The sequence below is a fragment of the Sediminicola luteus genome (assembly GCF_040566555.1).
In the GTDB taxonomy this organism is placed as follows: domain Bacteria; phylum Bacteroidota; class Bacteroidia; order Flavobacteriales; family Flavobacteriaceae; genus Sediminicola.
Genome location: NZ_JBEWYP010000009.1, coordinates 60,585 through 85,693, shown reverse-complemented (window position 1 = coordinate 85,693; position 25,109 = coordinate 60,585). Strand labels below are relative to the sequence as shown.

Genomic DNA, 25,109 nt, shown 5'->3' with positions numbered 1-25,109 from the left:
AACAGGGCGCAAAGCGACCATGGTTTTCTTGGAAAAGCCTGATTTGAATATTAAATCCTATGCCGCAGATATTTTGTCATTTCAAGAAGCATGGGAATAAAAAAAACAGCTTTTTACAAAACTGTTTTTTTAGGTCGGTTTTAAATAGCCAATTAGGCCGTTGCATTCTGTGGTGCCCAATGTGAGCATAGCATATCAGGGGCAGCTTTTTGTGGGTTGGCACAGGTAGGGCCTTGGTATCGGGCACAAGTGGTGCAATTGGGATCATTCTTTAAGACTGCCTTCATCTCAAAGCTATCGCAGGTATAAGAGTTATTTACTTTTACGAGATGTACCTTGCACATCATAGTGTCTGTAAGGTTTTCACAATTATTGCAGCTATTTCCTAAACGTATGGACATGATTTCTAGATTTTAAAATTTTACATACCCTTAAGTTAATACCATAAAGCTTTAGAAACAATTTAAATAACTGGTTTATAGTATTTTATATTTAGACTAACTTAAAATATTATGCAATAGATTAAATAATGGGATTTCAATATTACCGTTGGGGCCCGGGGTTTTCATCCTAAACCTCCCGGCGAGGTTGTACCGTTTTATTCATTTTTCTTTGATAGTGCATTATACTACTCACTTTAGGCATTCTTTTGAGTTCTAGAATCAACATTTAAATATTAGTATTACCTTCCTACCGTTTTAAAATAATCAGCACTACGGATTCCCACTATACCCACCGACTCATCTTCGTATTCACACTGTTGAATACCCTCTTTGCCAATGGTCAAATTCCGGTGGACAAAGATTCCGTGAAAATTGTTCGGCACCAATTGGAATTGAGGCACGATAATGATTTTTTGACTTTTACGGACCGTTACTATTCCTCTGGCCTATTTTTAACGTACCGCCAACTTTTAAAAAAAGGTATTCTGTCTTCAGGTAAGGAACAACTCCAATTTTCTGTTGGACAAGAAATATATACCCCTTCTGATATCAAATCACGCGATATAGCGGATTTGGACAGGCCCTATGTGGGCTTTCTAGGCATCCAAGCAGGATGGTCACATATAAAAAATTCCAATCTTTTAGAGGCCGATCTGCTATTTGGTGTAGCCGGCCCTGCATCTGGAGCAAGTGGATTTCAAAAATGGTACCACCATACTTTTGTGGTATCCGATCCCCCCGTGTGGGGAAATCAAATGGAGAATAGTGTACATGCCAATATCTATGTAAGCTATTTAAAAGAATGGCGCTTGTCCCCCAACCCCTTTAGCGTACACATGTCCATTAAACCACAATTTGCTTTTGGGACAAGGGATATTTATGTGTATCCGGAATTTATGGCAACTTTTGGAAGAAGGGATCCTTTATCCTCCAGTATGACACAAAACCGATTGGGAACAATGGACAGGGAAATATTTTTTTCCCTTATGGCAGGCCACAGGTTTGTGCACCACAATGCTTTGTTGGAAGGTAAAATATGGGGAGATGATTCTGTTTTAGTAGTGGAAGCAGATAGAAATGTTTGGTATTTTGGCTTTGATTTTAAGCACCGTTTTGGCAAAAATAATTATTGGGCCGGCTACCGGATCAATTCTCCCGAATCACAAAGAACCCAGGCCCACAAATATATTATCCTTTCCTATGCCCGGAGCTTTTAACGATAATTCCAACACTGGTTACCTGACGTATTTTCCTTTTTTAGTTTGATTTGCTTGTTGGCTCTAAAATCATTGTTTAGTATATTTACTACAATTCAAAAGTTTTCGTACATTTAATCCGGCTCGAAGCAAGCTTGTTTTGATATAAATCAAATATAAACAACGGATTCATTGCCTAAAAGTTAGATTTCACTCTATAAAACATAGATTCAAAAATCATGAAATTAATCATCAGTTCCATTTCGGTTATTATACTATTTTGGAGTATAAATCTAGCATCTCCAAATAATATAAAAGACAGAGTATACCAACCTACAAATACAGTTTTGGAAAAGAACGGGAATAATGATTTTAAGGGGGTATGGATTAATGAGGACGACAAAACAAGAGGTATTTCCAAATGCCAAATATCTTTCAAAAACAACAGTATAGTTGTCCAAATGTGGGCCACATGCCACCCTCAAGACTGCGATTGGGGCGAAAAAGTATCAAATGAAGTGAAAAAAGAATCCAATAAATTTGAACTTATATGGGATCACAAATTTGCTGAAAGCGCTATAACCTATGAAATCATCGAAGGGAAACTAAAACTGACAAATAAAAGACGTTACAAGGATAATTCTGGGAGAGAAGATTTCACAGTTATTGAATATTTCACCAAGAAATAAGAACCAAAACCAAACAAAGGTTTTCATTATTTAAAGCATTTTGTAAATAACAAAAAAAGCATCCATCAAACCGCCTATTGTTGTCGAAGATGGGATCAGAATTGAATCATAGTCCATGCGTTGGCATGAGTAAAAAAAATACAATTATGAAAAAAACTGCAATATTATTCACATTAGCATTATTTCTATATTCATGTGCAGAATCGCAATCCTACAAGGGCACCTGGATCGACCAAGAAACCGAAAAGAGTATCCTCAATATCGAGGAGCAAAATGGAAAACTGTGGCTAAACCAATACGATCGTTCAGATGAAATAGTTATTGAAGGTTCAAAAGCATATATTAAGTATCCACATTATAATGTCCCTTTACTATTAAATGACCAAAAAGATATTCTTACCATTCGTGGGGTGAAATATATTCTTTTGCCCAATAGCTTGAAAGGTCAATTTACAGGGAAATGGAAAAACGAAAATGGAGACCTCAGTTTTCTAGTGCAGATAGATGAAAATAGTGACTTGAATTGGGACATTAATACAAATGACAACAAACCCATTAGGTACTATCCGAAGCCAATAGAGAGTGGATTTCATTTTACTATGGGGCAAGATACTTTGACATACAAGCTTGTCGATGGCCGACTTGTAGATAACAAAGGCAATAAATATTTTAAAGATTCAGAAATAAACTAGTTATTGCAATACCTATTGTTCATATTGATAATAGGCAAAAACAAAAAAGAGGGCTTTCGCCCCCTTTTACATTACAATAATCCGTAGTTCTTACGAAAACTTTATTAGCTTTAAAGCATTATGCCTTCGGTGATTTCTCCAACTCTCATGACGGGTTAATGGCCTATCAATACTGATGTTGTTCTCCTTTTGTTTTTGCTTTGTATCTTTCATTACTTACTTCTTTAATCCTCAATTGTGATGGACGCAATAAGCACCCTTATGTACACATCTAACTAGACGTTTACATTGTTCAACACTTACGCAATTGGGAGAAGTTTAACAACCACAAAATCCAAATTGGACATCCACAAGGAGCTATAGGTGTTTTATCATGAAGATAGCTGTTATTTATACTTTAAAACATTTGGGAATATCACTTTAAAATCTTCAACAAGTCGATGTCCCCGATTGAAAATATATTCTCTTTGTAACATTCTAGAGTTTAGGGCGTCCTACACTCAATCAACCAAAATTCACAAAAAATAGAAACCATCAAACTGACGGATTGTATATATGTAAAAGTCTATGATGTCAGGGGCCGAACCGCCCAAGGCATTCACAGATGTCGTCACAGTGCAAACTTATACAGAGCGCTAGCTACAAAATGAAAATAACTACAACTTTAATCTTATTCTTTACCATATTTTTAGTTCAAATATCTAGCGGACAGAATGAACTAAAAATTGAAAAATCTGAAAATTCCAGGCTGATTGAAGTGCTGAATAATTCAAAACTAATTGCTGAAAACAGTGAGGGTCATTTATCTGTAAAAATTTACATAATAGATAATGGCAGTGGCAGCTCAGGATTTGAAGAAGGACATGAAGTATCTACTAATTTGCTCGTAGCTGTTTCTGAATTTGACGAAGATCTAAACCAAAATCTATTCGAATTTGGACCTTTATATAATCCAAATTTTATTCAATGGTCAAAAATCAATGAATATGAAAGGGAGTTTGAAGTCGAGCATGGCACTTATGACGCTCGAAAGATGGTTACGTTGAAAGTAAATATCATTGAATTAAAACTAAATTAATTCACCGGCAACCAACAACTGAGAAAATTCATCGAAGTCAATTGCCTTAAAACATAGTCATTAAGTGCCAAACCGAAAGGTTGTGATTTTTGCGAAGCCCACCATTTTTTTTTAATTTACAACTACGTTAAAATCTTTTAATTTGATAACGACTGTCCTTCTGTGGGCTTTAAAGAATGGTAAGCTATGAAAACAACACCCGAACACGATGCACGGATAGCAAAAATGACCTTCGCTTCGGTATATCCACACTATGTCACAAAAATTGAAAAGAAGAATAGAACAAAGGAGGAATTACATCAAGTAATTGAATGGCTGACAGGATTTGATGAACGTAAACTGCAAAAACTCATAAAGGATAAAGTAACATTTGAAACCTTCTTTCAAAAAGCAAAACTAAATGCAAATGCCCATCTCATTACAGGGGTAATATGTGGTTATAGGATAGAAGAAATCGAAACACCATTAACCCGCAACGTACGATATCTGGATAAAATAGTGGACGAATTGGCTAAAGGACGTAAGATGGAAAAGATTCTACGAAAGGCTTAGTCTAAATCCATTTAAGAAAAGTACATAGCGAGCCTAGAACATCTCGAAATCAGTGCTTTGGATTAAGCATCAATCAACCCCCAAATGAGAAAAAAGAAACTCAATTTAAAAAATTTAAAACCAAACGCTGATAAGGAACACAGACGCGATGATGGTCATAATCATGGTGGGCAATCCAATAATTTCAAAGCATATTTACCTGCCATTCTTAGTTTTTTAATGCTATTAATTGGCATTGCCTTAGATTATAATGAGGTTGCATTTTTTAAAGATTGGCTGCGCATTGTTTGGTACGGAATAGCCTATGTACCTGTAGGGCTCCCGGTAGTAAAGGCAGGCTGGGAAAGCATTAAAAGAGGAGATGTTTTCACAGAGTTTTTTTTAATGTCCCTTGCCACCCTCGGTGCTTTTATAATAGGAGAATACCCAGAAGGTGTCGCAGTTATGTTGTTTTATGCTGTTGGCGAATTATTTCAAAATGCAGCAGTCAAAAGGGCAAAGTCCAATATCAAGGCCTTGCTGGATGTCCGTCCAAAAGAAGCCAACGTATTTCGAAATGGTGATATAGAACGTGTTTCCCCCGAATCAGTGACCATAGGAGAGAAAATCCAAGTTAGGGTGGGCGAAAAAATACCGTTGGATGGTATTTTAACCTCTGAAAAAGCATCCTTAAACACCGCTGCTTTAACAGGAGAAAGCAAACCGGATACTATTGTAAAAGGGGCAAAGGTTTTTGCGGGTAGCATCAATTTAGTAGGTGTTATTGAAGTAGAGGTCATCAAAGAATTTAAGGATAGTTCTATTGCCAGAATATTGGACTTGGTTCAAAATGCCACAGCTCGAAAGTCAAAAACAGAATTATTCATAAGACAATTTGCACGTATTTACACACCTATTGTTGTGTTTTTGGCAATTGGTGTTACGTTCTTACCCTACTTTTTTGTGGAGGATTATGTCTTTAGGATTTGGTTGTATAGGGCTTTGATTTTCTTGGTGATTTCTTGTCCATGTGCATTGGTCATTTCCATTCCCCTGGGTTATTTTGGCGGATTGGGTGCAGCCTCAAAAAATGGAATTTTATTCAAAGGAGCTTCTTTTCTCGATGCCATGACCAAAATAAACACTGTGGTAATGGATAAAACAGGCACCCTAACCAAAGGTGTCTTCAAAATCAAAGAGGTAAAAGCCAGTGGTTGGGATGAAAAATTGCTCATGAAATACGTAATGGCCATGGAAGAGCAATCCACACATCCCATTGCTAAGGCCATTTTGGAATACAAAGCAGAAGGGCCAGGTTTTGAAGCTTCGGAAGTGTCTGAAATAGGAGGAAAAGGCTTGAAAGGAAGCGTAAATAAAAAAACAGTTTTGGTTGGTAACAAAGCTTTGATGACCGCTAATAAAATCGAAGTCAATAGGGAAACGGAAACCATTGAAGATTCGGTTGTTTTTGTTGGGATTGATGGTGTATTTGCGGGCTATGTGGTGATTGCAGATGAACTAAAAGAAGATGCCAAAGAAACCATTACCAACTTACATAAGATTGGTATTTCGAATATTATAATGCTCTCCGGAGACAAGGATTCCATAACGCAAAAATTGGCCTCAGAATTAAATATTGAAAAATCTAAAGGTGGACTATTTCCAGAAGATAAGTTAAATGAAGTAGAAATCTTAAAACAGAATCCCGAAAACAAAATTGCTTTTATTGGCGATGGTATCAATGATGCTCCTGTTTTGGCAGCAAGCAATATTGGAATTGCAATGGGAGGTTTAGGAAGTGATGTGGCAATTGAAACTGCCGATGTAATTATTCAAACGGACCAACCTTCAAAAGTGGTAAAAGCAATAAAAATTGCTCGTTCCACCAGAAAAATTGTTTGGCAAAATATCATATTGGCATTTGGTGTTAAACTGATCGTGTTAATTTTAGGAGCAGGTGGTATTGCTACTATGTGGGAAGCTGTATTTGCTGATGTTGGGGTGGCACTATTGGCAATTTTGAATGCTGTTAGATTACAGAAGATGAATTGGGATTAGAAGGTTAATAGTTGGTTGATCCTTTTAACGATCTAGGAGCTATTACCTTATTAGTCTAAAAACTGTGGACCAAACACATTTACTTTTACTAAAGCCCGAATAACTTAAATACTATAAATGAATAAAATTAAAGGTATTAAAAAGCAAAAGTGGTAACTTTATAAGTTAAGGCCTAAAGGCCAGCTCTGACAGGAAATAAATAGTTTTCCGAGCGCAAAACTAATAAAAGTTCAACCACTAGAATATCATTATGAAACAGCTTTTTATATTAGGATTTTTGTTCCTAAACTTTACTACATATGCCCAAATTGAACTTCGTGGAGATCTTGGGGATGTTTACTTTTCTAAGGATTTGTATAAAACCAAATACAATTCACCCTCCGGGAGTCCCTATCTAATTGAAAAGTTTACTCCGGCCAAAATTAACGCTATCAATGAAACCAAACTGGTTCGTTTTGACGCCTATGAAGATAGGGTCGAAATTATGGTTGATGAAAACCAATTTGTTATTTTAACAGATACTCAACCCTATACCATATCTCTGTTGGATGGTTCGGATAAAATATATGAGACAAAAACCTACCTTGATGAAAAAGGCAATGTAAAAGCCTCATTTTTTGAACTACTTGCCAAACAAGGGAATTATAAATTATACCTCAAAGAAAAAATTGAATTTACAAAAGCAGTTAAGGCTCAAGGATATCAGGATAGTCAACCTGCAATGTTTAAAAAACAGAAAGAATCCTATTTTATCACAGATTTTAAAGGGCAATCGGATCAACTCCTCAAAATACCCCATAAATTAAAAAATTTCTTAAAATTATTCCCCGCCCATTCCAAAACAATAAAAACGTTTATAAAGGACAACAAATTAAAAATCGATAAGGGCGATGATCTTGTGAAAATATTTGACTTTTATTTTAGTAAAATATGAATTACAGATCTGTACGTTCATAACTCTACTTTATAATTCATGAGTCTTTACCCCCAGGCGGCAGTTTAACCCTAGAAAATTATTCATTATCTTAATAATGTCATTTTTGAACCTATAGCATTAAAGAACCATGAGCCAGCATATCGTAAAAATACTAGAGGCACACTATATCACACATAACGTAAAACGTTTTGCTGTGGAAAAGCCCAAAGGATATGATTTTATCCCTGGACAGGCCACCAATGTGTCCATTAACCTCCCAGAATGGAAGGACCAATTAAGACCGTTTACCTTTACCTCTCTTAGAGAATTGGGATATCTGGAATTTATGATAAAAATCTACGATGATCATGATGGGGTAACCAAAAAATTGGGCAGCATCAACGCAGGTGCCGAATTGCTTATTCATGATGTTTTCGGTGCCATACAATATAAAGGTCCAGGCGTTTTCATTGCAGGAGGATCGGGCATTACGCCTTTTATCTCCATCTTTAGAGAACTCTACAAGCATAGGAACATACATGGCAATAAACTGATCTATTCCAATAAAACATCAGAAGATATCATTATGGAAGCGGAACTACGTACAATGCTCCAAAATGATTTTATCAATATATTTACCCGTGAGAACATAGTCGGGTTTCGGGGCATTCGGATCGATCGTAATTTCCTTGTAAAAAATATCGCCGACTTTGGACAAAACTTTTATCTATGTGGGCCTAAGGACTTTGTTGAAAATATCACCCATCTTTTACTAGATCTAGGGGCTACTGCAGAAACACTGATTTTCGAAAAATAGAAATATTACGCAACCTTTCGCGCCTTAGAGTACCTATATAAAAATCAACTTATATGAAAGTTAGCACCTTCTTTTTTGGGCTTCTATTATTTCTATCCTCCTGTAACAAGGATTCTGATAAATCTATCTATCAAGACTATCAAGGGCTATGGGTTCTGGTTAAAATGTCGGGAAACACCCCCGATTCTGAAACCACTGGCCAAGAAATGGGGTGGCAAGAATCCTATAAATTCAATAGTGATGGCACCTTCTCTAAATCACGAGAACAAAATGGCACAGTTACCGAATCTGCTGGAACCTATTCTGCGGTGAAATCCGAAGAAGGGAAAAGATTGGAACTCACCTTTGCCTCTACAAGCGATATCATTGGCAGTTGTCTTGGAGACCAAAAAGAAGTATTGCTCCTTCAATCCTCAACTGTTATGACCAGCACATGGAACCAATGCGACGGCCCAGGGTTGGAGTATGAAAAAACCATGAAGATCGATTAAATTAAATTTTCTTATCCTTAACTTACCCGTGCCATTTGTAAAAAAGCTTCCTTACTTTTACAAGTGAACAAATTTCTTAGCTATGATTATCGACGTCCATACCCACATTAATAACTATCATGAAGATCGCGTAGTTTCCCTGGAAGAATGCCTCAACCAACTTACGGACACAATGGCCGAAAACAAGGTAGATTATTCTCTGGTTCTTACATCCTATAAGGTAAACGAGCACAGGCCCAGCACTAAACAGGTAGTGGAAGCCATTAGCGGCAGGAACAACTTGGGTGTTGTTGCTGGAATCAGCTATTTAAATTACAACCATAGGGACCTATATGAAATAAGTGATTTTCTTGAACAGGGTCTCATTAAGGGATTAAAATTGTATCCCGGTTACGAACCCTTCTATCCAAATGACAATAGGCTAAAGGTGGTATATGATATGGCCGTGGAGTACGATGTGCCCGTAATGTTTCATTCTGGGGATACATATTCCCCAACGGGAAGGGTAAAATATTCACATCCCTTACATATTGATGATGTAGCAGTGGATAACCCGGAAATGAAAATAGTTATCTGCCATGTGGGAAATCCTTGGATCAAGGACTGTATGGAAGTGGTTTATAAGAACAAACATGTACATGCCGATTTTTCTGGATTGGTGCTTGGTAATTTTTCAGATAAGTTTGAAAGATATATGAAGAAGGAATTGGAAGAAATGATCACCTATGCCGGAGACCCAAAATATCTTTTGTACGGCACAGATTGGCCCATTTCCAATATGTCTTCCTATCTAAATTTCATTAAACAACTAGATCTTCCAGAAGATAAAAAGGAACTTATCCTGTGGAAAAACGCTGCCGAACTGTTTAAGATTGATGTAACCAAGCTATAATCAATACCCATACTGCAATTGTAATATCAACCTTAGTTCTATAAATTCTAAGGTACAATACCATGAATCGTATTATGCTAAAATATATTATGTGCCTAGGGATTTTCCTTGGGATCCTTTCGTGTAAATCATCCAACGCAAGCCAAAAACAAAGCCCTCAAAAAACGAACGCCATAGTTTTGGAGCATAGCCTCGACATTCCTAAATTAGACCGTTCCAGACAGATCAGGATTTACCTGCCCATAGGGTATTATGAGTCGGACCAGTCCTACCCTGTTCTCTATATGCAGGACGGACAGAACTTATTTGATGATGCCACTTCCTATGCAGGAGAATGGGGCGTGGATGAAAGTTTAAACGCCTTGGCAACAAACTCCGGGTTGAAAATGATTGTTGTTGGGATTGATAACGGCCAGGAAAAACGAATCAATGAGTTGAGTCCATGGGAAAATAAGAAATACGGTAAGGCCGAAGGAGAGGAATTCGTGGAATTTATGGTACATCAGTTAAAACCTTTTATCGATAGTAATTTCCGTACCCTTCCCAATCGAAAAAACACATCTTTGATGGGCAGTTCCCTTGGGGGGTTGATCACCCATTATGCTATGTTCCAATATCCCGAAGTATTTGGCAAGGCTGCCATCTTTTCTCCTTCTTACTGGTATGCCGATGAGGTCTATAGTTTTACCAAAAACAATCCGCTCCCAAGGAACACCAAGATTTTTATGTTGGTAGGCGAAAAAGAGGAAGGCATGGTAGAACCTGCCAAAAAAATGTACCACCTAATTTTGGAAACGGGGCAGAAAAAGAAAAACCTCAAATTGGTCTCCGACCCTGAAGGCGAACACAACGAACGTTTTTGGCGCAGACAATTTACCCCTGCCATGGAATGGCTTTACCTCAGTAAAAAGTAAGCCCTAAAATTACCACAGCCCTAGGTGCTTGTTAATGCACTACTAAACTTCCCATCCCTATTTTTCGCCAGTGGGATTTATTAAATGGTTTGTAAAACTTTTGGACTGGTCTGACCTAGACCTAATAATTACAAATATTTACGGATCAGGACCGGCAATAAAAGAAGATCAAATACTAAAGCGCTCAATAAGGTTACAGCTGCCAACAGGCCAATGATCAAACTGGGTTCACTATTGGAAAACAACATCACAGCAAATCCAAAGAATAAGATTAATGAGGTAATCACCAGGGCGCGACCTGTTTCTGAAAAAGTCTTGCCCAATGCACTTTCCTTGGGCAGTCCCTCGGCCAAACAAATTTTATACTTGCTCAAAAAATGAATGGTATCGTCCACTGATATTCCGAAAACCAAGGCAAACACTATAGATGTGGTTGCCTCCAGGGGAATTTCTAAAAATCCCAACAAAGCCCCGCAGAACAACAAGGGAAAGATATTGACCGCAATGGAAATAAAGAGCACTTTAAAGTTTCTGAAAATAAAAGCCATTAACACCCCTACCAAAAAAATAGCAGCCAACAAGCCCTGTAAAATACTATTCCGCACATCATTGGCATTGGTGTCCAACAGATAGCCTTTGCCAGTAAGGGTAAATGCTACTTTGGTCGTATCTATTTCATTGTCTATAAAATGGTTGATGCCCTTATAAATATGTACCAAACTATCTGAGCCAACGTCTAAAACACGAGCTGTTATCCTTGCTTTTGAACCATCTTCATTCACAAACCTGGAATATCTCTTTCTGCTCAATTTCTGTACATCCATCGCCAGAAGTTCAAATTCCTCCTTGGTATCGGGTAAGGTGTAATAGATACTTTTGTTCAAATGGTTGGCCTTATTGGCAAATTTATAGAAAGTGGTCACAGATTGTATGCTCTTGATCGCCGGTTCTTTTTGCAAGCGCTTTTCCAATTTGTCCATTTCCTTCAATACACTATAATCAGATACCATATGATTATTTTTTGCTATTACGGCTACTTCCAAAGGTCTGGAGCCTGCATAATTGGTTTGGAAATACTGAAAATCGGAAGCTATTCTACTGTCCTTTGGAAGACTTTTATAGAACCTGTAATTGGTATTGATATTAAAGACCCCAACAAGACATACCAGTCCAAAAATAAGACTGCCCACAATGATGGCCCTACCATGGTTCCAGGTAAATTTCTGTATTTGGGTGAGTTTCCCACTGCTCCAAGAAAAGCCCACATGTTCCCGCAATAGGTGCCTTTTGTTTACAATAACCAATAACGCACTTCCTAAAATCATTACAGTGACGAAAGTGACCATAACCCCTATGGCGGAAATAAGACCAAAATCGCGAATCCCCTCCAATTTGGAGGTCAATAACGATAGGAATCCGAATGCAGTGGTCATAGAGGTCAGAAAAGTCGGCACGCCAACACCCTTTAAGGCAACAACCATGGCCGATGCGTTGGTTTTACCGGAATCCAATTCCTTAAGGTATTTGTCCATCAGATGAATCACATCGGAAACACCTACAATCAAAATGAGAATGGGATAAAAGGCAGAAAGGGCAGTAAGCTCCTTTCCCATAAGCACTACAACACCCAAAAACAGCAGTAATGAGATACCAATGGAAGTAAAGGCAATTCCAATAATGGCGGCCTTTCTATAAATCAAAAACAGCATCAATATAATCAACACAGATGATGCAATGGTGGTGTATATAAGCTCGCTCTTTTGAAGTTCCACAATTGCCTTATAAAAGGGCGCCCTTCCCAAAACATGATACGTATCCAAATCATGGCTTGCCAAAAGTACTTCCATACCACCTAGCAGTTCCTTGGATTGGGAATAATCCAGATTTTCATCCGTTTCCAGAACCACTACCAATGAGGTTGCTTGGGCATCTATAAAGGAATTCACAAAAATATTCTCCTCTTGGATGCGCCTCCAATCCTCTTTGTAGGCTGTGGTATCCTCCCGATGTATAATGGGAAGCCCCATATACCCAAAAGAGGTTTTTAGTGGATAGGATAAGGTGGTAAGGGATTCACTTCGATTTACAAAAGGCAGGGTTTTGGCATCTAATGAAAATTGATGAAAACGTTCTAAGAAACCGTTATCAAAAACGGTGTTTTTATTTTCAACTGCAATAAAAAGATAGCTATCATCCGTACCAAATTCCGAGACAAAATCTTGATAAAACACCAGTTCCTCGTCTCCCTCAGGAAAAAAGGGCTGTAGATCAAAAGAAAATTTGAGTCCGGTCAAAGAAAAACATGCAGCTAGGGCCAAAAGAGCAAAACTTAAAACGACAATTTTTTTATATCCAATAATCTTCTCCATCGATACTAAAAAAAATCGTTTTAAAATGAAGTGGCACTACTCTTATAATTCAATAAAATTATCTAAATAAAGTGTCCAATCATAATTTTTATAGACTAGATCCACACCTTTTGTACTATTTATGATGCCATTCTTCTTTAGGATATCCTTGGTTCCTCCTTTTCCACCGAAGTCGCCCCTGAACCAACTGAACAAGGAGGTGACGGCGGCTTCTCTTTTAGTCTTATCAAAATCAGATGTATTGGTCAAGAAGCGCTTTGTGCCCTTTGTCAGTTGTTCGTCCAATCTATCAGCTTCGTAAATGGCTACAGGCGGACAATCTTTGGCACCACAATTAAGGGCAAAATGTATGCGGTAATCTCTTTCTTCTACCCGCAGTTTCCGTTCAAATTTACTGGGAAACCACTTTCGGATATAACCCAAACCGTATTCCCATTGTGATTTACGGACCATTCCGTGTTCTATATCTGCAAAAGAGAGCATATTGCCCGCGATATTGATCTGTTCCATTTTGAAGAAACTACCCCTATCTTGGTATAGTTCGGGGTTTTCGGCCAATATAACCTGAATATAGGCATTGTAAATATTCAGCCAAAAAGCAGTTTTCTGATCGTTGGTCCTTAGTTGATTCTCCAATTCTTCCAAACTGGTCTTTGCAAGGATGTCCTGTAGGTCTTTGGTGTCTTTACCCTGTTTTATATTCTTTAAAAATTGTTCGGATAGTTCGTTGAAGTCTACCTTTTGATGAGCATTACCGCCTTCTAGAGCATAATCAAAAGGTAAAAAAGGCAAGAAAATTAATAGTAGTATACTGAGTACTTTCATAATAGTGAACTTCTGATTAGTGGAATAATTACGCTAATTATTGGCAATGGGTTTGGTTCTTAGTCCGTATTTCTTAAATTATCTTTCAAAAAACAGATACTTATTTGAATTGAAATGTTTAAAATTGAACTTTAACCGATGTACTTTCGTAAATAGTTAAAGGAATAACCCTCTTGAATTTAGCCTATGCTCAGCATAATAATCCCTGCACACAACGAAAAAGAGAATATTGAAGGTCTCATCAGCATACTCTCAGCACAGCTGAAGCAAAACCCAACTTTCCAAGTCGAAGTTTTGGTAATCCTCTCTGGTGGTAATACCGACGGTGCTGAACATTTAAAAACTACGGGGCCCTTTCATATCATCCAATGCCAAGGAAAAGGTAGGGCCATACAAATGAACTTGGGGGCCAAAATAGCAAAAGGAAATATCTTAGCATTTTTACATGCCGATAGTATTCCTCCAAACGGCTTCTTGAGCAATATTTTTGAGACTATCGGTAACGGCTATGGCGCAGGCCTTTTTTCATACAAATTTGACAAGAGTGGCCTACTTCTTAAAATAAACGAATTTTTTACCGCGAAAGACGGACTTTTCACTGGAGCAGGTGATCAATGTCTCTTTATCACAAAGTGTAATTTTGAAAGCTTAAAAGGCTTTAATGAGGAACAAGTTATCATGGAAGATTTTGAGTTTTGGGGTAAAATCAAGAAAAATAAAATTCCCTATAAAATTGTGAACAACAACCTGGTGGTGTCCGCTAGAAAATACGATTACAATTCTTACCTGCGTGTCAATTTCACCAATCTAGTCCTTTTTCTAATGTTTAAAACTGGCTTTACGCCAGAAAAAATCAAGACCACCCATAATACCATGCTCAACCTTCCCAATGACAATTATAAATAACCTGTTCTTCCCCCATTATTGTCCATTACAAAACAGTAATGTTTCATCACTTTAAAAATTAAATATATCTTTAAGCTATTAAAGCTGTCTAGACCTTGTAAGAGTAGATGCCGAATGTCCTCTTATCCCAATTTCAACTTGGAAAACCTAAGGCCTAGATGTTTCTAAACCAATAGTTTGATGAATAAAAAGTTTGAAGTAACTGTAGATGAAACCTATAGTTTTACCATTCCTTTAGCAGATTTGGAACAACTGGACACGACCCCTACAGGTCCCCTAAAATACCACGTGCTACAAAATAGCAAACCTTTTAAGGCAGAAGTGGTAAAGTCGGATATGAACCAAAGGGCATATACGGTCAAGATCAATAATAAACCCTATCACATTAAAATTACCGATGACCTGGATCTTTTGATCAAGGAAATGGGATTCGCCCTTGGTTCATCCAAACAGATCGATTCCATCAAGGCTCCAATGCCAGGTTTGATTTTAGATATCCATGTGACCCCTGGACAATCGGTAAAAGAGGGCGATCCCCTTCTAATATTGGAGGCCATGAAAATGGAAAATATCATCACCTCGCCACGAGAAGGAGTTATTAAGGCGGTCCCTATAAATAAGGGAACGGCTATTGACAAGGGACAGTTATTAATAGAATTCGAATAAAAAATGAACATAAAAAAAATACTGGTTGCCAACCGCGGTGAAATTGCCATTAGGGTAATGAAAACTGCCCAAAAAATGGGCATCAAAACGGTGGCCATCTATTCTACCATAGACAGAAATGCCCCTCATGTAAGATTTGCCGATGAGGCTGTATGTATAGGGGAGCCACCCTCCAATGAATCCTACCTCTTAGGTTCCAAAATCATCAAGGTGGCCAAGGAACTTCAAGTAGACGCTATTCACCCTGGATATGGGTTTCTAAGCGAAAACGCAGATTTTGCGGAAGAAGTGGAACAAAACAATATCATTTTTATAGGCCCTAATTCAGATGCCATTAGAATAATGGGCAGCAAACTAGCGGCCAAGGATGCCGTTAAGGACTATGGCATTCCCATGGTTCCAGGTATAGACAAAGCCATTACAGATATTGACAAGGCCAAGGAAATTGGAAAGAAAATTGGGTTCCCTATCCTGATCAAAGCCTCTGCAGGTGGAGGTGGAAAAGGTATGCGGATCGTTGAAAAAGAAAGTGACCTGGAATCCCAGATGAAAAGGGCCATTAGTGAAGCAACCTCTGCTTTTGGGGATGGTTCCGTTTTTATAGAAAAGTACGTGGCCTCGCCAAGACATATAGAAATTCAGGTGATGGCAGATACCCATGGGAACATCATTCATCTTTTTGAAAGGGAGTGCAGTATCCAACGACGGCACCAAAAGGTAGTGGAAGAAGCCCCGTCCTCCGTACTCACACCAGAATTAAGGGCAGAAATGGGAGAAGCAGCGGTAAAAGTTGCACAAGCCTGTAATTATATAGGTGCCGGAACCGTGGAATTTCTATTGGATGAAAACCATAATTTTTACTTTCTGGAGATGAATACCAGGCTACAGGTGGAACATCCGGTGACGGAACTGATCACTGGGATGGATTTGGTGGAACTGCAGATAAGAGTGGCTAGGGGCGAAAAACTCCCTATCGCTCAAAAAGATCTAGGAATAAAAGGACATGCCTTGGAATTACGGGTTTATGCCGAGGATCCATTAAATGACTTTTTACCTAGTGTGGGCCATTTGGACACCTATGTGCTACCAGAAGGTGAAGGCATACGTGTGGATAATGGGTTTGAGGAAGGCATGGATATTCCCATCTATTATGATCCTATGTTGGCAAAACTGATCACCTACGGAAAAACAAGGGAAGAGGCCATACAATTGATGATTTCGGCCATAGACCGTTACTTGGTGGCCGGCGTGGAGACCACCTTGGCCTTTGGCAAATATGTTTTTGAACATGAAGCCTTCCGCTCTGGTGCTTTTGACACCCACTTTGTAAAAAATTATTATTCTCCAGAAGCCCTAAAAAGTGCCAAGGAAGAAGAGGCTAAAATTGCGGCCATGATTGCCTTAAAACAATATATGGAAGATCAAAAAATTCTAAGATTGCCAATTCAGTAATATATGGATTCTAAAATAAAAGAACTACAGGATAAAATCGCCAAAGCCCATTTGGGTGGAGGGGAAAATCGAATAAAAAAACAACATCAAAAGAAAAAATTGACCGCCAGAGAGCGGGTCAACTATCTTATGGATGATGGTTCCTTTGAGGAAATTGGTATCCTTGTGACCCACAGGACCACCGATTTTGAAATGGACAAGGAGCTCTATTATGGTGATGGTGTAATTACGGGATACGGGACTGTAAATGGCAGATTGGTATATGTGTTTGCCCAAGATTTTACCGTATTTGGCGGGGCACTTTCAGAAACCCATGCCGAAAAAATCTGTAAAATCATGGATCTAGCGGTTAAAGTTGGTGCTCCCCTAGTAGGACTGAATGATTCTGGAGGAGCGCGAATCCAAGAAGGGGTTCGTTCCTTGGGAGGTTATGCGGATATTTTTTATAGAAACGTCCAGGCCTCTGGGGTGATCCCCCAGATATCGGCCATTATGGGACCGTGTGCAGGAGGGGCAGTTTATTCCCCTGCCATGACAGATTTTACCATGATGGTGGAAGACACCAGCTATATGTTCGTAACTGGTCCCAATGTGGTAAAAACAGTTACCAATGAAGAGGTTACCTCAGAAGAGCTGGGCGGCGCAAGTACCCACTCTACCAAATCAGGGGTGGCACATATAACCTCAGCCAATGACGTGCTGTGCTTGGAGGATATAAAAACATTGTTGGGGTATTTACCTCAAAGCAACAAAGAAGCCCCTAAAACCCTTCCTTTTGAGCTTGGGGACGAGGTTAGGGATACCCTATCGAACATTATTCCCGACAATGCCAATAAACCTTACGATATGCATGAGGTAATCAAAGGCATAATAGATGACGATAGCTTTTATGAAATACATAAGGACTATGCGGAAAACATATTAGTCGGGTTTGCAAGAATCGGTGGTAGAAGCATTGGTATCGTTGCGAACCAACCTATGTACTTGGCAGGCGTCTTGGACGTGAACAGTTCAAAGAAGGCCGCTAGGTTTGTGCGTTTTTGCGATTGTTTCAATATTCCCCTTTTGGTATTGGTAGATGTCCCTGGGTTTTTACCCGGAACGGATCAGGAGTGGAACGGGATTATCGTACATGGCGCCAAACTACTTTACGCTTTGAGCGAGGCTACTGTTCCCCGTATTACAGTCATTACCCGTAAAGCTTATGGTGGCGCCTATGATGTAATGAACTCCAAACATATTGGAGCCGATTTGAACTACGCATGGCCCAGTGCAGAAATTGCGGTCATGGGAGCTAAAGGCGCCAGTGAAATCATCTTTAGAAAGGAGATTTCGGCAGCAGATGACCCCTCAAAAAAATTGGCTGAAAAGGAAGCGGAATATGCGGACAAGTTTGCCAATCCATACAGGGCGGCCCAACGAGGTTTTATAGACGAAGTGATCCTGCCTAAGGATACAAGAAGAAAACTGATCAAAGGTTTCAGCATGCTGGAACACAAAGAGCAAGTACGACCGAACCGAAAACACGGAAATATTCCCTTGTAACAGAAAAGCCTTCTTAAAAGAAGGCTTTTTTTATATCTGATATAAGCAGAACATTGTTACAATTTGTTTTCTATAATTTCTTGGACCACTTCTGGGTTCAATAAGGTGGAAGTATCCCCGAGGTTTTCCATTTCATTACAGGCAATTTTTCGTAGGATCCTTCTCATGATCTTCCCTGAACGTGTTTTTGGAAGTCCACTTGTGAATTGGATCTTATCCAATTTGGCGATAGGACCAATCTGTTCTGTAATGATCTGATTGATTTCCTTCCTCAGGTTATTCTGGTCCCTAGACTCCCCTGTAACCTTAAGAATTACATATCCATAAAGCGCACTTCCCTTAATATCGTGGGGAAAGCCAACAATAGCTGATTCTGCCACTGCAGGATGCTCATTAATGGCATCCTCTATGGGTGCGGTACCAAGATTGTGGCCAGATACGATGATCACATCATCTACCCTACCCGTAATTCGGTAATAGCCAACCTCATCTCGTAGTGCCCCGTCCCCAGTAAAATATTTGTTTTCATAGGCAGAGAAATAAGTATCCTTATACCGTTGATGGTTGCCCCAAATGGTTCTGGCCATGGCAGGCCACGGAAATTTGATACAGAGCCTCCCGTCCACTTGATTTCCTTTAATTTCATTGCCATTTTCGTCCATCAATGCTGGTTGGACCCCAGGCAATGGTAAGGTCGCATAAGTTGGTATGGTCGGGGTGGCATAAGGAATAGGTGAAATCATGATGCCGCCTGTTTCAGTTTGCCACCATGTGTCCACTATTGGACTCTTCTTTTTGCCCACGTTTACATTATACCAATGCCAGGCCTCTTCATTGATCGGTTCTCCTACGGTCCCCAATACCTTAATTGAAGAAAGATCGTGCTTTTCTACAAAATCCAAGCTTTCTTTGGCCAAGGCCCTGATCGCTGTTGGTGCAGTATAAAACTGATTGACCTTATGTTTTTCTATGATCTCCCAAAAACGTCCAAAATCGGGGTAACTTGGCACCCCTTCAAAGAGGACAGTGGTTGCCCCGTTTGCCAAAGGACCATATACAATATAACTGTGACCCGTAATCCAACCAATGTCGGCGGTGCACCAATACACATCCTTTTCCCTATATTGAAAAACATTCTTAAAAGTATAGGCAGTGTACACCATGTAGCCTGCTGTGGTATGCAACATCCCCTTTGGCTTACCTGTAGATCCAGAAGTGTATAAAATAAACAATGGGTCTTCGGCATCCATGATCTCAGGCACACAATCGCGATAAGCCTCATCCAATAAAGGCTGTAACCATTTATCACGACCTTCCTTCATCGCTATATCGGAATTTATCCGTTTTGCCACCAATACGGTTTTTACACCTGGGCAATCGTGAAGGGCCTCATCTACAATTCCCTTGAGGTCTATTTCTTTTCCTCCCCTGTAGGAACCATCGGATGTGATTACCATTTTACAATCACTGTCATTGATCCTAGTAGATAGTGCCGTAGATGAAAATCCAGCAAATACCACGGAATGTATTGCTCCGATACGGGCACATGCCAAGAGGGAAATGGCCAGTTCAGGTATCATGGGCAAATAGATACATACCCTATCCCCCTTTTTAACACCTTGGTCCTTGAGCACATTGGCAAATTCGCAAACACGTTCGTGTAGTTGCCTATAGGTAATATGTTCAGCTTCCTCGTCCGGATTATTCGGTTCAAAAATAATGGCCGTTTTTTCGCCCCTGGTCGTCAGATGTCTATCGATACAGTTTTCGGTAATATTGAGTTGGGCCCCTTCATACCACTTTACCTCCGGTTTTGTAAAATCCCAGCTCAGTACCTTATCCCATTTTTTTCTCCACAGGAAATGTTCTTCAGCTACTTCTTCCCAAAAATTTTCTGGATCCCTCACCGATTTGCGATACACCTGATAGTACTCTTCTAAATGTTTGATATGGTAATTACTCATGATGGAATTCTAAATTTTTACTATCGATTTACATTAATGGACTATAGCCTTCCCGGCTCCACTGGGAATTCGAATGTCCTCTACAATTTCCTGTACTTGTTCTGGGGGATCAGGGGCAAACATATTGACCAATAGGGCCACTATAAAGTTAACGATCATAGCGATGCTACCAAAGCCTTCCGGTGAAATTCCAAACCACCAATCCTTAGACAGTCCAGCCACTGCATCTTTACCGCCATCAAAAAGACCAAATTTGAATTTAAGCATGTAAAAGAGCATTAGGGTAATACCCACAATCATTCCTGCTACGGCCCCTTCCTTACTCATTTTTTTATAAAAAATCCCCAATACAATGGCCGGAAAAAAGGAGGCGGCTGCAAGGCCAAATGCCAGTGCGACAACTGCCGCCACAAACCCAGGTGGATTGATTCCGAAATACCCGGCAATAATCACGGCTACCGTTGCGGAAATTCGTGCTGCCCATAATTCGCCCGCTTCGGAAATATTAGGTTTAAAAATACTTTTAATAAGATCGTGGGACACAGAAGAAGATATCACCAACAACAAACCCGCAGCTGTAGATAATGCTGCAGCCAAGCCTCCGGCAGCTACCAAGGCAATGACCCAGGCAGGCAAATTGGCGATCTCGGGATTGGCCAAGACCATAATATCATTGTCAATGGTAAGCTCGTTATCCATTTTATTGGCTACGTACTGTATCTTCCCATCCTTGTTTTTATCGTCAAAAATTAATAGACCGGTATCTTCCCAGTTTTTAAACCAAAGGGGCATACTGGAGTAATCTTTATTACTAACAGTATGGATAAGGTTGGTTTTGGCAAATACGGCCACAGCCGGTGCGGTGGTATACAAAATCGCGATAAGCAATAAGGCCCACCCTGCTGATTTACGGGCATCCCTAACTCTTTTAACCGTAAAGAATCGTACAATGACATGTGGTAATCCCGCAGTCCCCACCATTAAGGCCAAAGTAATGGCGAACACATCGGTGACGGACTTGGATCCATCTGTATATTCGGCAAAGCCCAATTCCGTGGAGAGTCCGTTTAATTTATCCAACAAAAACATTCCTGAGCCATCATTTAACGTAGCACCCATGCCCAATTGGGGAATAGGATTTCCTGTCATTTGAATGGAGATAAAGATGGCAGGAACCATAAAGGCAAATATGAGAACACAATATTGTGCCACTTGGGTATAGGTAATCCCCTTCATTCCTCCCAATACCGCGTAAAAGAGAACAATGACCATCCCTATGATTACCCCTGTGGTGATATCAACTTGCAAAAATCTGGAAAACACCACACCAACGCCCCTCATTTGTCCCGCTACATAGGTAAAGGAAACAATTAGGGCACAGATAACGGCCACAATTCGGGCCGTTTTGGAATAATAGCGCTCCCCAATAAAGTCGGGCACCGTGAATTTTCCAAATTTTCTAAGATATGGCGCCAATAGTAGTGCCAACAGCACATACCCTCCTGTCCATCCCATGAGGTAAACAGAACCGTCATATCCGGCAAAAGCAATAATACCCGCCATGGAGATAAATGAGGCTGCAGACATCCAATCCGCCGCAGTGGCCATTCCGTTCGCCAAGGGTGAAACATTGCCACCGGCCACATAAAATTCTTTCGTAGAACCTGCCCTGGACCATATGGCTATGCCAATATAGAGTGCAAAGGTTATCCCTACAATGATGTAGGTCCATAGTTGTACACTCATATCCCGTTTATGTTTTTCTTGGTAGGTTTATTCCTCATTATATCCATATTTTTTATCCAGTTTGTTCATCAGCCTAACATATATAAAGATGAGAATAACGAACACATAAATAGATCCTTGCTGGGCAAACCAAAACCCGAGTTTAAAACCTCCGAGCTTTATTTCATCCAATGCATCCTTGAACAGGATACCTGCACCATAGGACACTAAAAACCAAATGGACAATAAGAGCAATAAATACCTTAGGTTTTCCTTCCAATACGCCTTTGCTTTGGCTTGTTTTTCTGACATGGATTCTCGATTTTACAAATTGGCATTGTCAACTTTTGCATTGATTTTCCGTTATGATTTTAACACCCATACAGCACAATCCTCAAATATGACGTTTTAAAAATAGAGATTTAACTACTAGCAATCAACATTTACATCGAATCGTTTTCGTGAAAAAATAACATAACTCTATTTGCTTTGAATCTTAAAGGACGACTGTTACTTTTCTCCTTGAAAAAGCACATTTTAGATCCGTTCGAGATCAATTATCACCTTTTAAATAATGACCTTTCGGGAAAGCCCAAGGGCAGCTTATGCACGTATATATTACAAGTTAATCCTTAAAACAATATTCTATGAGAACTATAATTGCGCTTATCGCGATCACTTTAATAACATGGACTGCTTCTGCACAAAAAGAGGTTACCCATGAACTATATAAATTTTCTGAAGTAAAGGCTTATGATGGGATCACTGTAAAGCTGATTCGTAGTGATGTAAACAAAGCCGTAATTACCGGAAATGACAAAAGTGATGTCGCCTTTGTCAACAAATCAGGGCGTTTAAAAATACGAATGGAACTGGACAATTTTTTGGATGGCCATAATACCACAGTTATGCTGTACCATACAGAAACACTGGTTCTTTTGGATGTAAACGAAAAGGCAAAGATAGTTTCCGATGATGTGCAAAGATCCACCAGTTTGGAAATGCGGGCACAGGAGGGCGGCGAGCTGAAACTTCAAATAGAATCCGGAAAGGTGGACGCAAAGGCCACAACCGGGGGAATCGTTTCCTTATCAGGGGTCTCAAAGGTTCAAGATATTTCCGTTAATACGGGAGGCGTCGTCAAAAACGAAAATTTAAAAACTGAACAGACCAATGTATCCGTAAACGCCGGAGGCACGGCCAATGTGAATGCAACAGATATTGTGGACGCCACGGTAAGGGCCGGAGGTACCATCAATATTTATGGAAATCCGAAAGAGGTTAAAGAAACCAAATTTGTAGGGGGAAATATAAATTCCATACAGTAACATGGACTACTAAAAGCAAAAAGCGCCTTGGATACCAAGGCGCTTTTTGTTTTATGATGTTTCTATTGTTCCAAACTGTCGGCTTCAAACCCAATTAGCTCTTGTGCTTGGAAAATGGGCGTAATTTCTATAGGGTTGCAACAGACCTCACAATCCTCCACATAGGTTTGTTTGGAAATGGAAGTATCCAACAACATGCTAATTTCTTCCCAACAATAAGGGCATTGAAAAAAGTGTTCAAACATAGTTGTAATCTCTCGCTATAATTCTATATTCAATAATTGACCTGTCAACTGCAACAATTGCAATTCAGCCAGTTTAGCGTCATATTTGGCAAGGTTTTTATTGGTCTGGGCATTTAATAGGTTGATCTGTGCCTGGCGGAATTCTATAGATGTAATCCTCCCCAATTTAAATTGCTCTTCCGAACGTTCAAAATTATTTCGGTTGGTCACGACGTTCTGTTCCTGTATCTGATAAATGTTCAGCCTATTCTCATAGATGGCCAAGGCATTTAAAATATCCCTATTAACTTCCAACTCAATTTGCTTCCTTGTCAATTCCTGATTGGCATAGGATATTTTGGCATTTTTGACCCTTACGGTAGTTCCTCCCCCATCAAAAAGGTTCCAAGTAAGATTGGCGCCAACAGCAAAATTAAGGTTGTTCGTATTTGTTCCTGGGAAAAATGCAGAAGCAGCGCTCTGATTAAGGTTCCATCCGTATGCACCGGTCAATCCAATGGTCGGCAAATACCCCGATCTGCTCACTTTAATATCATAATCGTTTATCGCCAAACTCCGTTCCGATTGTAATACAGCAACATTGTTATTGTTGGTGAGTTTTACAAATTCGTCCAATTGCAATCTGGGGATAAAACGTACTACCGTATCAACCTTGAATGTATTATTAAGGTCTTGGTTCAAAATCACATTCAAATCCCGCTTAGCGTTGGCCAAATTCTGATTGGCATTCAATAGGTTAATGCTATCATTGGTGACATCCACTTGGGCGTTTAATATATCCAGTTGGGTATTCTGCCCATATTCAAAGGAGTATTCTGCTCTTTTTATTCTATCCTGGGATATCTCCAAGGCCTGTAGCAATACCTTTTGATTTTCTGTTAACCTGGCAATTTCAAAATACACACTAAACAATTGTAGAATTGTATTCTCTATGGTTTCCCGAGCCTGTAACTCGCTTAACTGATACTGTTCCTTTAACCTTTTATAGTTGTAAAAGCGACCCAGCCCATCAAATAACACATAATCGGCACGGATAGCCGTATTGTAGCGTTGTGCTTCGGCCTTTTCTAATTCAACATCAGGAAAGGGATTTCCATTATCATCTAAGCGACCTGGAAATTCTATGGTAGAATCGTCCCTGTTATAGTTGGCCCCGGCAGTTCCTGTTAATGTTGGCAAATAGCCAGAGTTAAGTATCCCCGTATTGTTTTCGGCAATTTCTACATTGTTCTTCGCCACGACTATGTTGAAATTATTCTGGAGTGTGGTTACCACAGCTTCTTCCTTGGATAATAAGTTCTCTTGGGCGGCTATGTCATGCCCGAAAACAATTGATAAAATAAACAGTAGATAAAATTTCTTCATGG

Annotated in this window: 24 protein-coding genes; 16 read left to right on the top strand and 8 right to left on the bottom strand. The window is 39.5% G+C overall.

Annotated features, from left to right (window positions below; translation table 11 throughout):
• Nucleotides 1-152: 152 nt before the first annotated feature.
• Complete coding sequence (locus ABXZ32_RS14050; RefSeq protein WP_354619324.1) at nucleotides 153-401, bottom strand: hypothetical protein; 249 nt, start codon at nucleotides 399-401, stop codon at nucleotides 153-155.
• A gap of 359 nt (nucleotides 402-760) precedes the next feature.
• Between ABXZ32_RS14050 and ABXZ32_RS14045 the strand changes: the two genes are divergently transcribed.
• The 11 genes from ABXZ32_RS14045 (at nucleotide 761) to ABXZ32_RS13995 (ending at nucleotide 10,717) form a co-directional block, all read left to right on the top strand.
• Complete coding sequence (locus ABXZ32_RS14045) at nucleotides 761-1,660, top strand: lipid A deacylase LpxR family protein (RefSeq protein ID WP_354619323.1); 900 nt, start codon at nucleotides 761-763, stop codon at nucleotides 1,658-1,660.
• Nucleotides 1,661-1,878: 218 nt separating this feature from the next.
• On the top strand, nucleotides 1,879-2,328 hold the full coding sequence (locus ABXZ32_RS14040; RefSeq protein WP_354619322.1) for a hypothetical protein: 450 nt from the start codon (nucleotides 1,879-1,881) through the stop codon (nucleotides 2,326-2,328).
• 146 nt (nucleotides 2,329-2,474) lie between these two features.
• A complete protein-coding gene (locus tag ABXZ32_RS14035) occupies nucleotides 2,475-3,020 on the top strand; it encodes a hypothetical protein (protein ID WP_354619321.1) in 546 nt (181 codons plus the stop codon).
• A gap of 646 nt (nucleotides 3,021-3,666) precedes the next feature.
• Nucleotides 3,667-4,098, top strand: coding sequence for a hypothetical protein (locus ABXZ32_RS14030; RefSeq protein ID WP_354619320.1), 432 nt, complete (start codon nucleotides 3,667-3,669; stop codon nucleotides 4,096-4,098).
• A 186-nt stretch (nucleotides 4,099-4,284) separates the two neighbouring features.
• The gene (locus ABXZ32_RS14025; RefSeq protein WP_354619319.1) at nucleotides 4,285-4,650 is read left to right on the top strand and encodes a DUF2200 domain-containing protein; all 366 of its coding nucleotides are present in this window, start codon (nucleotides 4,285-4,287) and stop codon (nucleotides 4,648-4,650) included.
• A gap of 84 nt (nucleotides 4,651-4,734) precedes the next feature.
• The gene (locus ABXZ32_RS14020; protein WP_354619318.1) at nucleotides 4,735-6,687 is read left to right on the top strand and encodes a heavy metal translocating P-type ATPase; all 1,953 of its coding nucleotides are present in this window, start codon (nucleotides 4,735-4,737) and stop codon (nucleotides 6,685-6,687) included.
• Nucleotides 6,688-6,937: 250 nt separating this feature from the next.
• Entirely contained in the window at nucleotides 6,938-7,621 is a 684-nt protein-coding gene (locus tag ABXZ32_RS14015; protein ID WP_354619317.1) for a hypothetical protein, read from the top strand.
• A gap of 130 nt (nucleotides 7,622-7,751) precedes the next feature.
• Nucleotides 7,752-8,420 (top strand): FAD-binding oxidoreductase, encoded by a 669-nt coding sequence (locus ABXZ32_RS14010; protein ID WP_354619316.1) that lies wholly within the window; start codon nucleotides 7,752-7,754, stop codon nucleotides 8,418-8,420.
• A gap of 53 nt (nucleotides 8,421-8,473) precedes the next feature.
• The gene (locus ABXZ32_RS14005; RefSeq protein WP_354619315.1) at nucleotides 8,474-8,911 is read left to right on the top strand and encodes a hypothetical protein; all 438 of its coding nucleotides are present in this window, start codon (nucleotides 8,474-8,476) and stop codon (nucleotides 8,909-8,911) included.
• Between the two features lie 82 nt (nucleotides 8,912-8,993).
• The gene (locus tag ABXZ32_RS14000; protein ID WP_354619314.1) at nucleotides 8,994-9,803 is read left to right on the top strand and encodes an amidohydrolase family protein; all 810 of its coding nucleotides are present in this window, start codon (nucleotides 8,994-8,996) and stop codon (nucleotides 9,801-9,803) included.
• A gap of 62 nt (nucleotides 9,804-9,865) precedes the next feature.
• Nucleotides 9,866-10,717 (top strand): alpha/beta hydrolase, encoded by an 852-nt coding sequence (locus ABXZ32_RS13995; protein ID WP_354619313.1) that lies wholly within the window; start codon nucleotides 9,866-9,868, stop codon nucleotides 10,715-10,717.
• A gap of 128 nt (nucleotides 10,718-10,845) precedes the next feature.
• Here ABXZ32_RS13995 and ABXZ32_RS13990 read toward each other — a convergent pair whose 3' ends face one another.
• Nucleotides 10,846-13,086 (bottom strand): efflux RND transporter permease subunit, encoded by a 2,241-nt coding sequence (locus tag ABXZ32_RS13990; protein ID WP_354619312.1) that lies wholly within the window; start codon nucleotides 13,084-13,086, stop codon nucleotides 10,846-10,848.
• Nucleotides 13,087-13,128: 42 nt separating this feature from the next.
• Complete coding sequence (locus tag ABXZ32_RS13985) at nucleotides 13,129-13,911, bottom strand: DUF547 domain-containing protein (RefSeq protein WP_354619311.1); 783 nt, start codon at nucleotides 13,909-13,911, stop codon at nucleotides 13,129-13,131.
• Between the two features lie 186 nt (nucleotides 13,912-14,097).
• Here ABXZ32_RS13985 and ABXZ32_RS13980 point away from each other — a divergent pair, with 186 nt between their 5' ends.
• The 4 genes from ABXZ32_RS13980 (at nucleotide 14,098) to ABXZ32_RS13965 (ending at nucleotide 18,480) form a co-directional block, all read left to right on the top strand.
• The gene (locus ABXZ32_RS13980) at nucleotides 14,098-14,817 is read left to right on the top strand and encodes a glycosyltransferase (RefSeq protein WP_354619310.1); all 720 of its coding nucleotides are present in this window, start codon (nucleotides 14,098-14,100) and stop codon (nucleotides 14,815-14,817) included.
• A 180-nt stretch (nucleotides 14,818-14,997) separates the two neighbouring features.
• Nucleotides 14,998-15,483, top strand: coding sequence for an acetyl-CoA carboxylase biotin carboxyl carrier protein subunit (locus ABXZ32_RS13975; RefSeq protein ID WP_354619309.1), 486 nt, complete (start codon nucleotides 14,998-15,000; stop codon nucleotides 15,481-15,483).
• 9 nt (nucleotides 15,484-15,492) lie between these two features.
• A complete protein-coding gene (accC, locus tag ABXZ32_RS13970) occupies nucleotides 15,493-16,935 on the top strand; it encodes an acetyl-CoA carboxylase biotin carboxylase subunit (protein WP_354619370.1) in 1,443 nt (480 codons plus the stop codon).
• Nucleotides 16,936-16,938: 3 nt separating this feature from the next.
• The gene (locus tag ABXZ32_RS13965) at nucleotides 16,939-18,480 is read left to right on the top strand and encodes an acyl-CoA carboxylase subunit beta (protein WP_354619308.1); all 1,542 of its coding nucleotides are present in this window, start codon (nucleotides 16,939-16,941) and stop codon (nucleotides 18,478-18,480) included.
• 56 nt (nucleotides 18,481-18,536) lie between these two features.
• Here the strand turns inward: ABXZ32_RS13965 and acs are convergent, their stop codons facing one another.
• From acs to ABXZ32_RS13950, 3 genes are read right to left on the bottom strand one after another with little or no spacing between them, the layout of a single operon-like run.
• Complete coding sequence (acs, locus tag ABXZ32_RS13960; RefSeq protein ID WP_354619307.1) at nucleotides 18,537-20,444, bottom strand: acetate--CoA ligase; 1,908 nt, start codon at nucleotides 20,442-20,444, stop codon at nucleotides 18,537-18,539.
• Between the two features lie 33 nt (nucleotides 20,445-20,477).
• A complete protein-coding gene (locus tag ABXZ32_RS13955) occupies nucleotides 20,478-22,190 on the bottom strand; it encodes a sodium:solute symporter family protein (protein ID WP_354619306.1) in 1,713 nt (570 codons plus the stop codon).
• A gap of 27 nt (nucleotides 22,191-22,217) precedes the next feature.
• Nucleotides 22,218-22,481, bottom strand: a complete 264-nt coding sequence (locus ABXZ32_RS13950; RefSeq protein ID WP_354619305.1) for a DUF4212 domain-containing protein — start codon at nucleotides 22,479-22,481, stop codon at nucleotides 22,218-22,220.
• Nucleotides 22,482-22,816: 335 nt separating this feature from the next.
• On the opposite strand from ABXZ32_RS13950, the gene ABXZ32_RS13945 reads away from it, so the two are divergent.
• Complete coding sequence (locus ABXZ32_RS13945) at nucleotides 22,817-23,497, top strand: head GIN domain-containing protein (protein WP_354619304.1); 681 nt, start codon at nucleotides 22,817-22,819, stop codon at nucleotides 23,495-23,497.
• Between the two features lie 62 nt (nucleotides 23,498-23,559).
• Here the strand turns inward: ABXZ32_RS13945 and ABXZ32_RS13940 are convergent, their stop codons facing one another.
• Nucleotides 23,560-23,742: a CPXCG motif-containing cysteine-rich protein gene (locus tag ABXZ32_RS13940; RefSeq protein ID WP_354619303.1), complete on the bottom strand. Its 183-nt coding sequence runs from the start codon at nucleotides 23,740-23,742 to the stop codon at nucleotides 23,560-23,562.
• Nucleotides 23,743-23,757: 15 nt separating this feature from the next.
• Nucleotides 23,758-25,107, bottom strand: coding sequence for a TolC family protein (locus ABXZ32_RS13935; protein ID WP_354619302.1), 1,350 nt, complete (start codon nucleotides 25,105-25,107; stop codon nucleotides 23,758-23,760).
• Nucleotides 25,108-25,109: the final 2 nt, after the last annotated feature.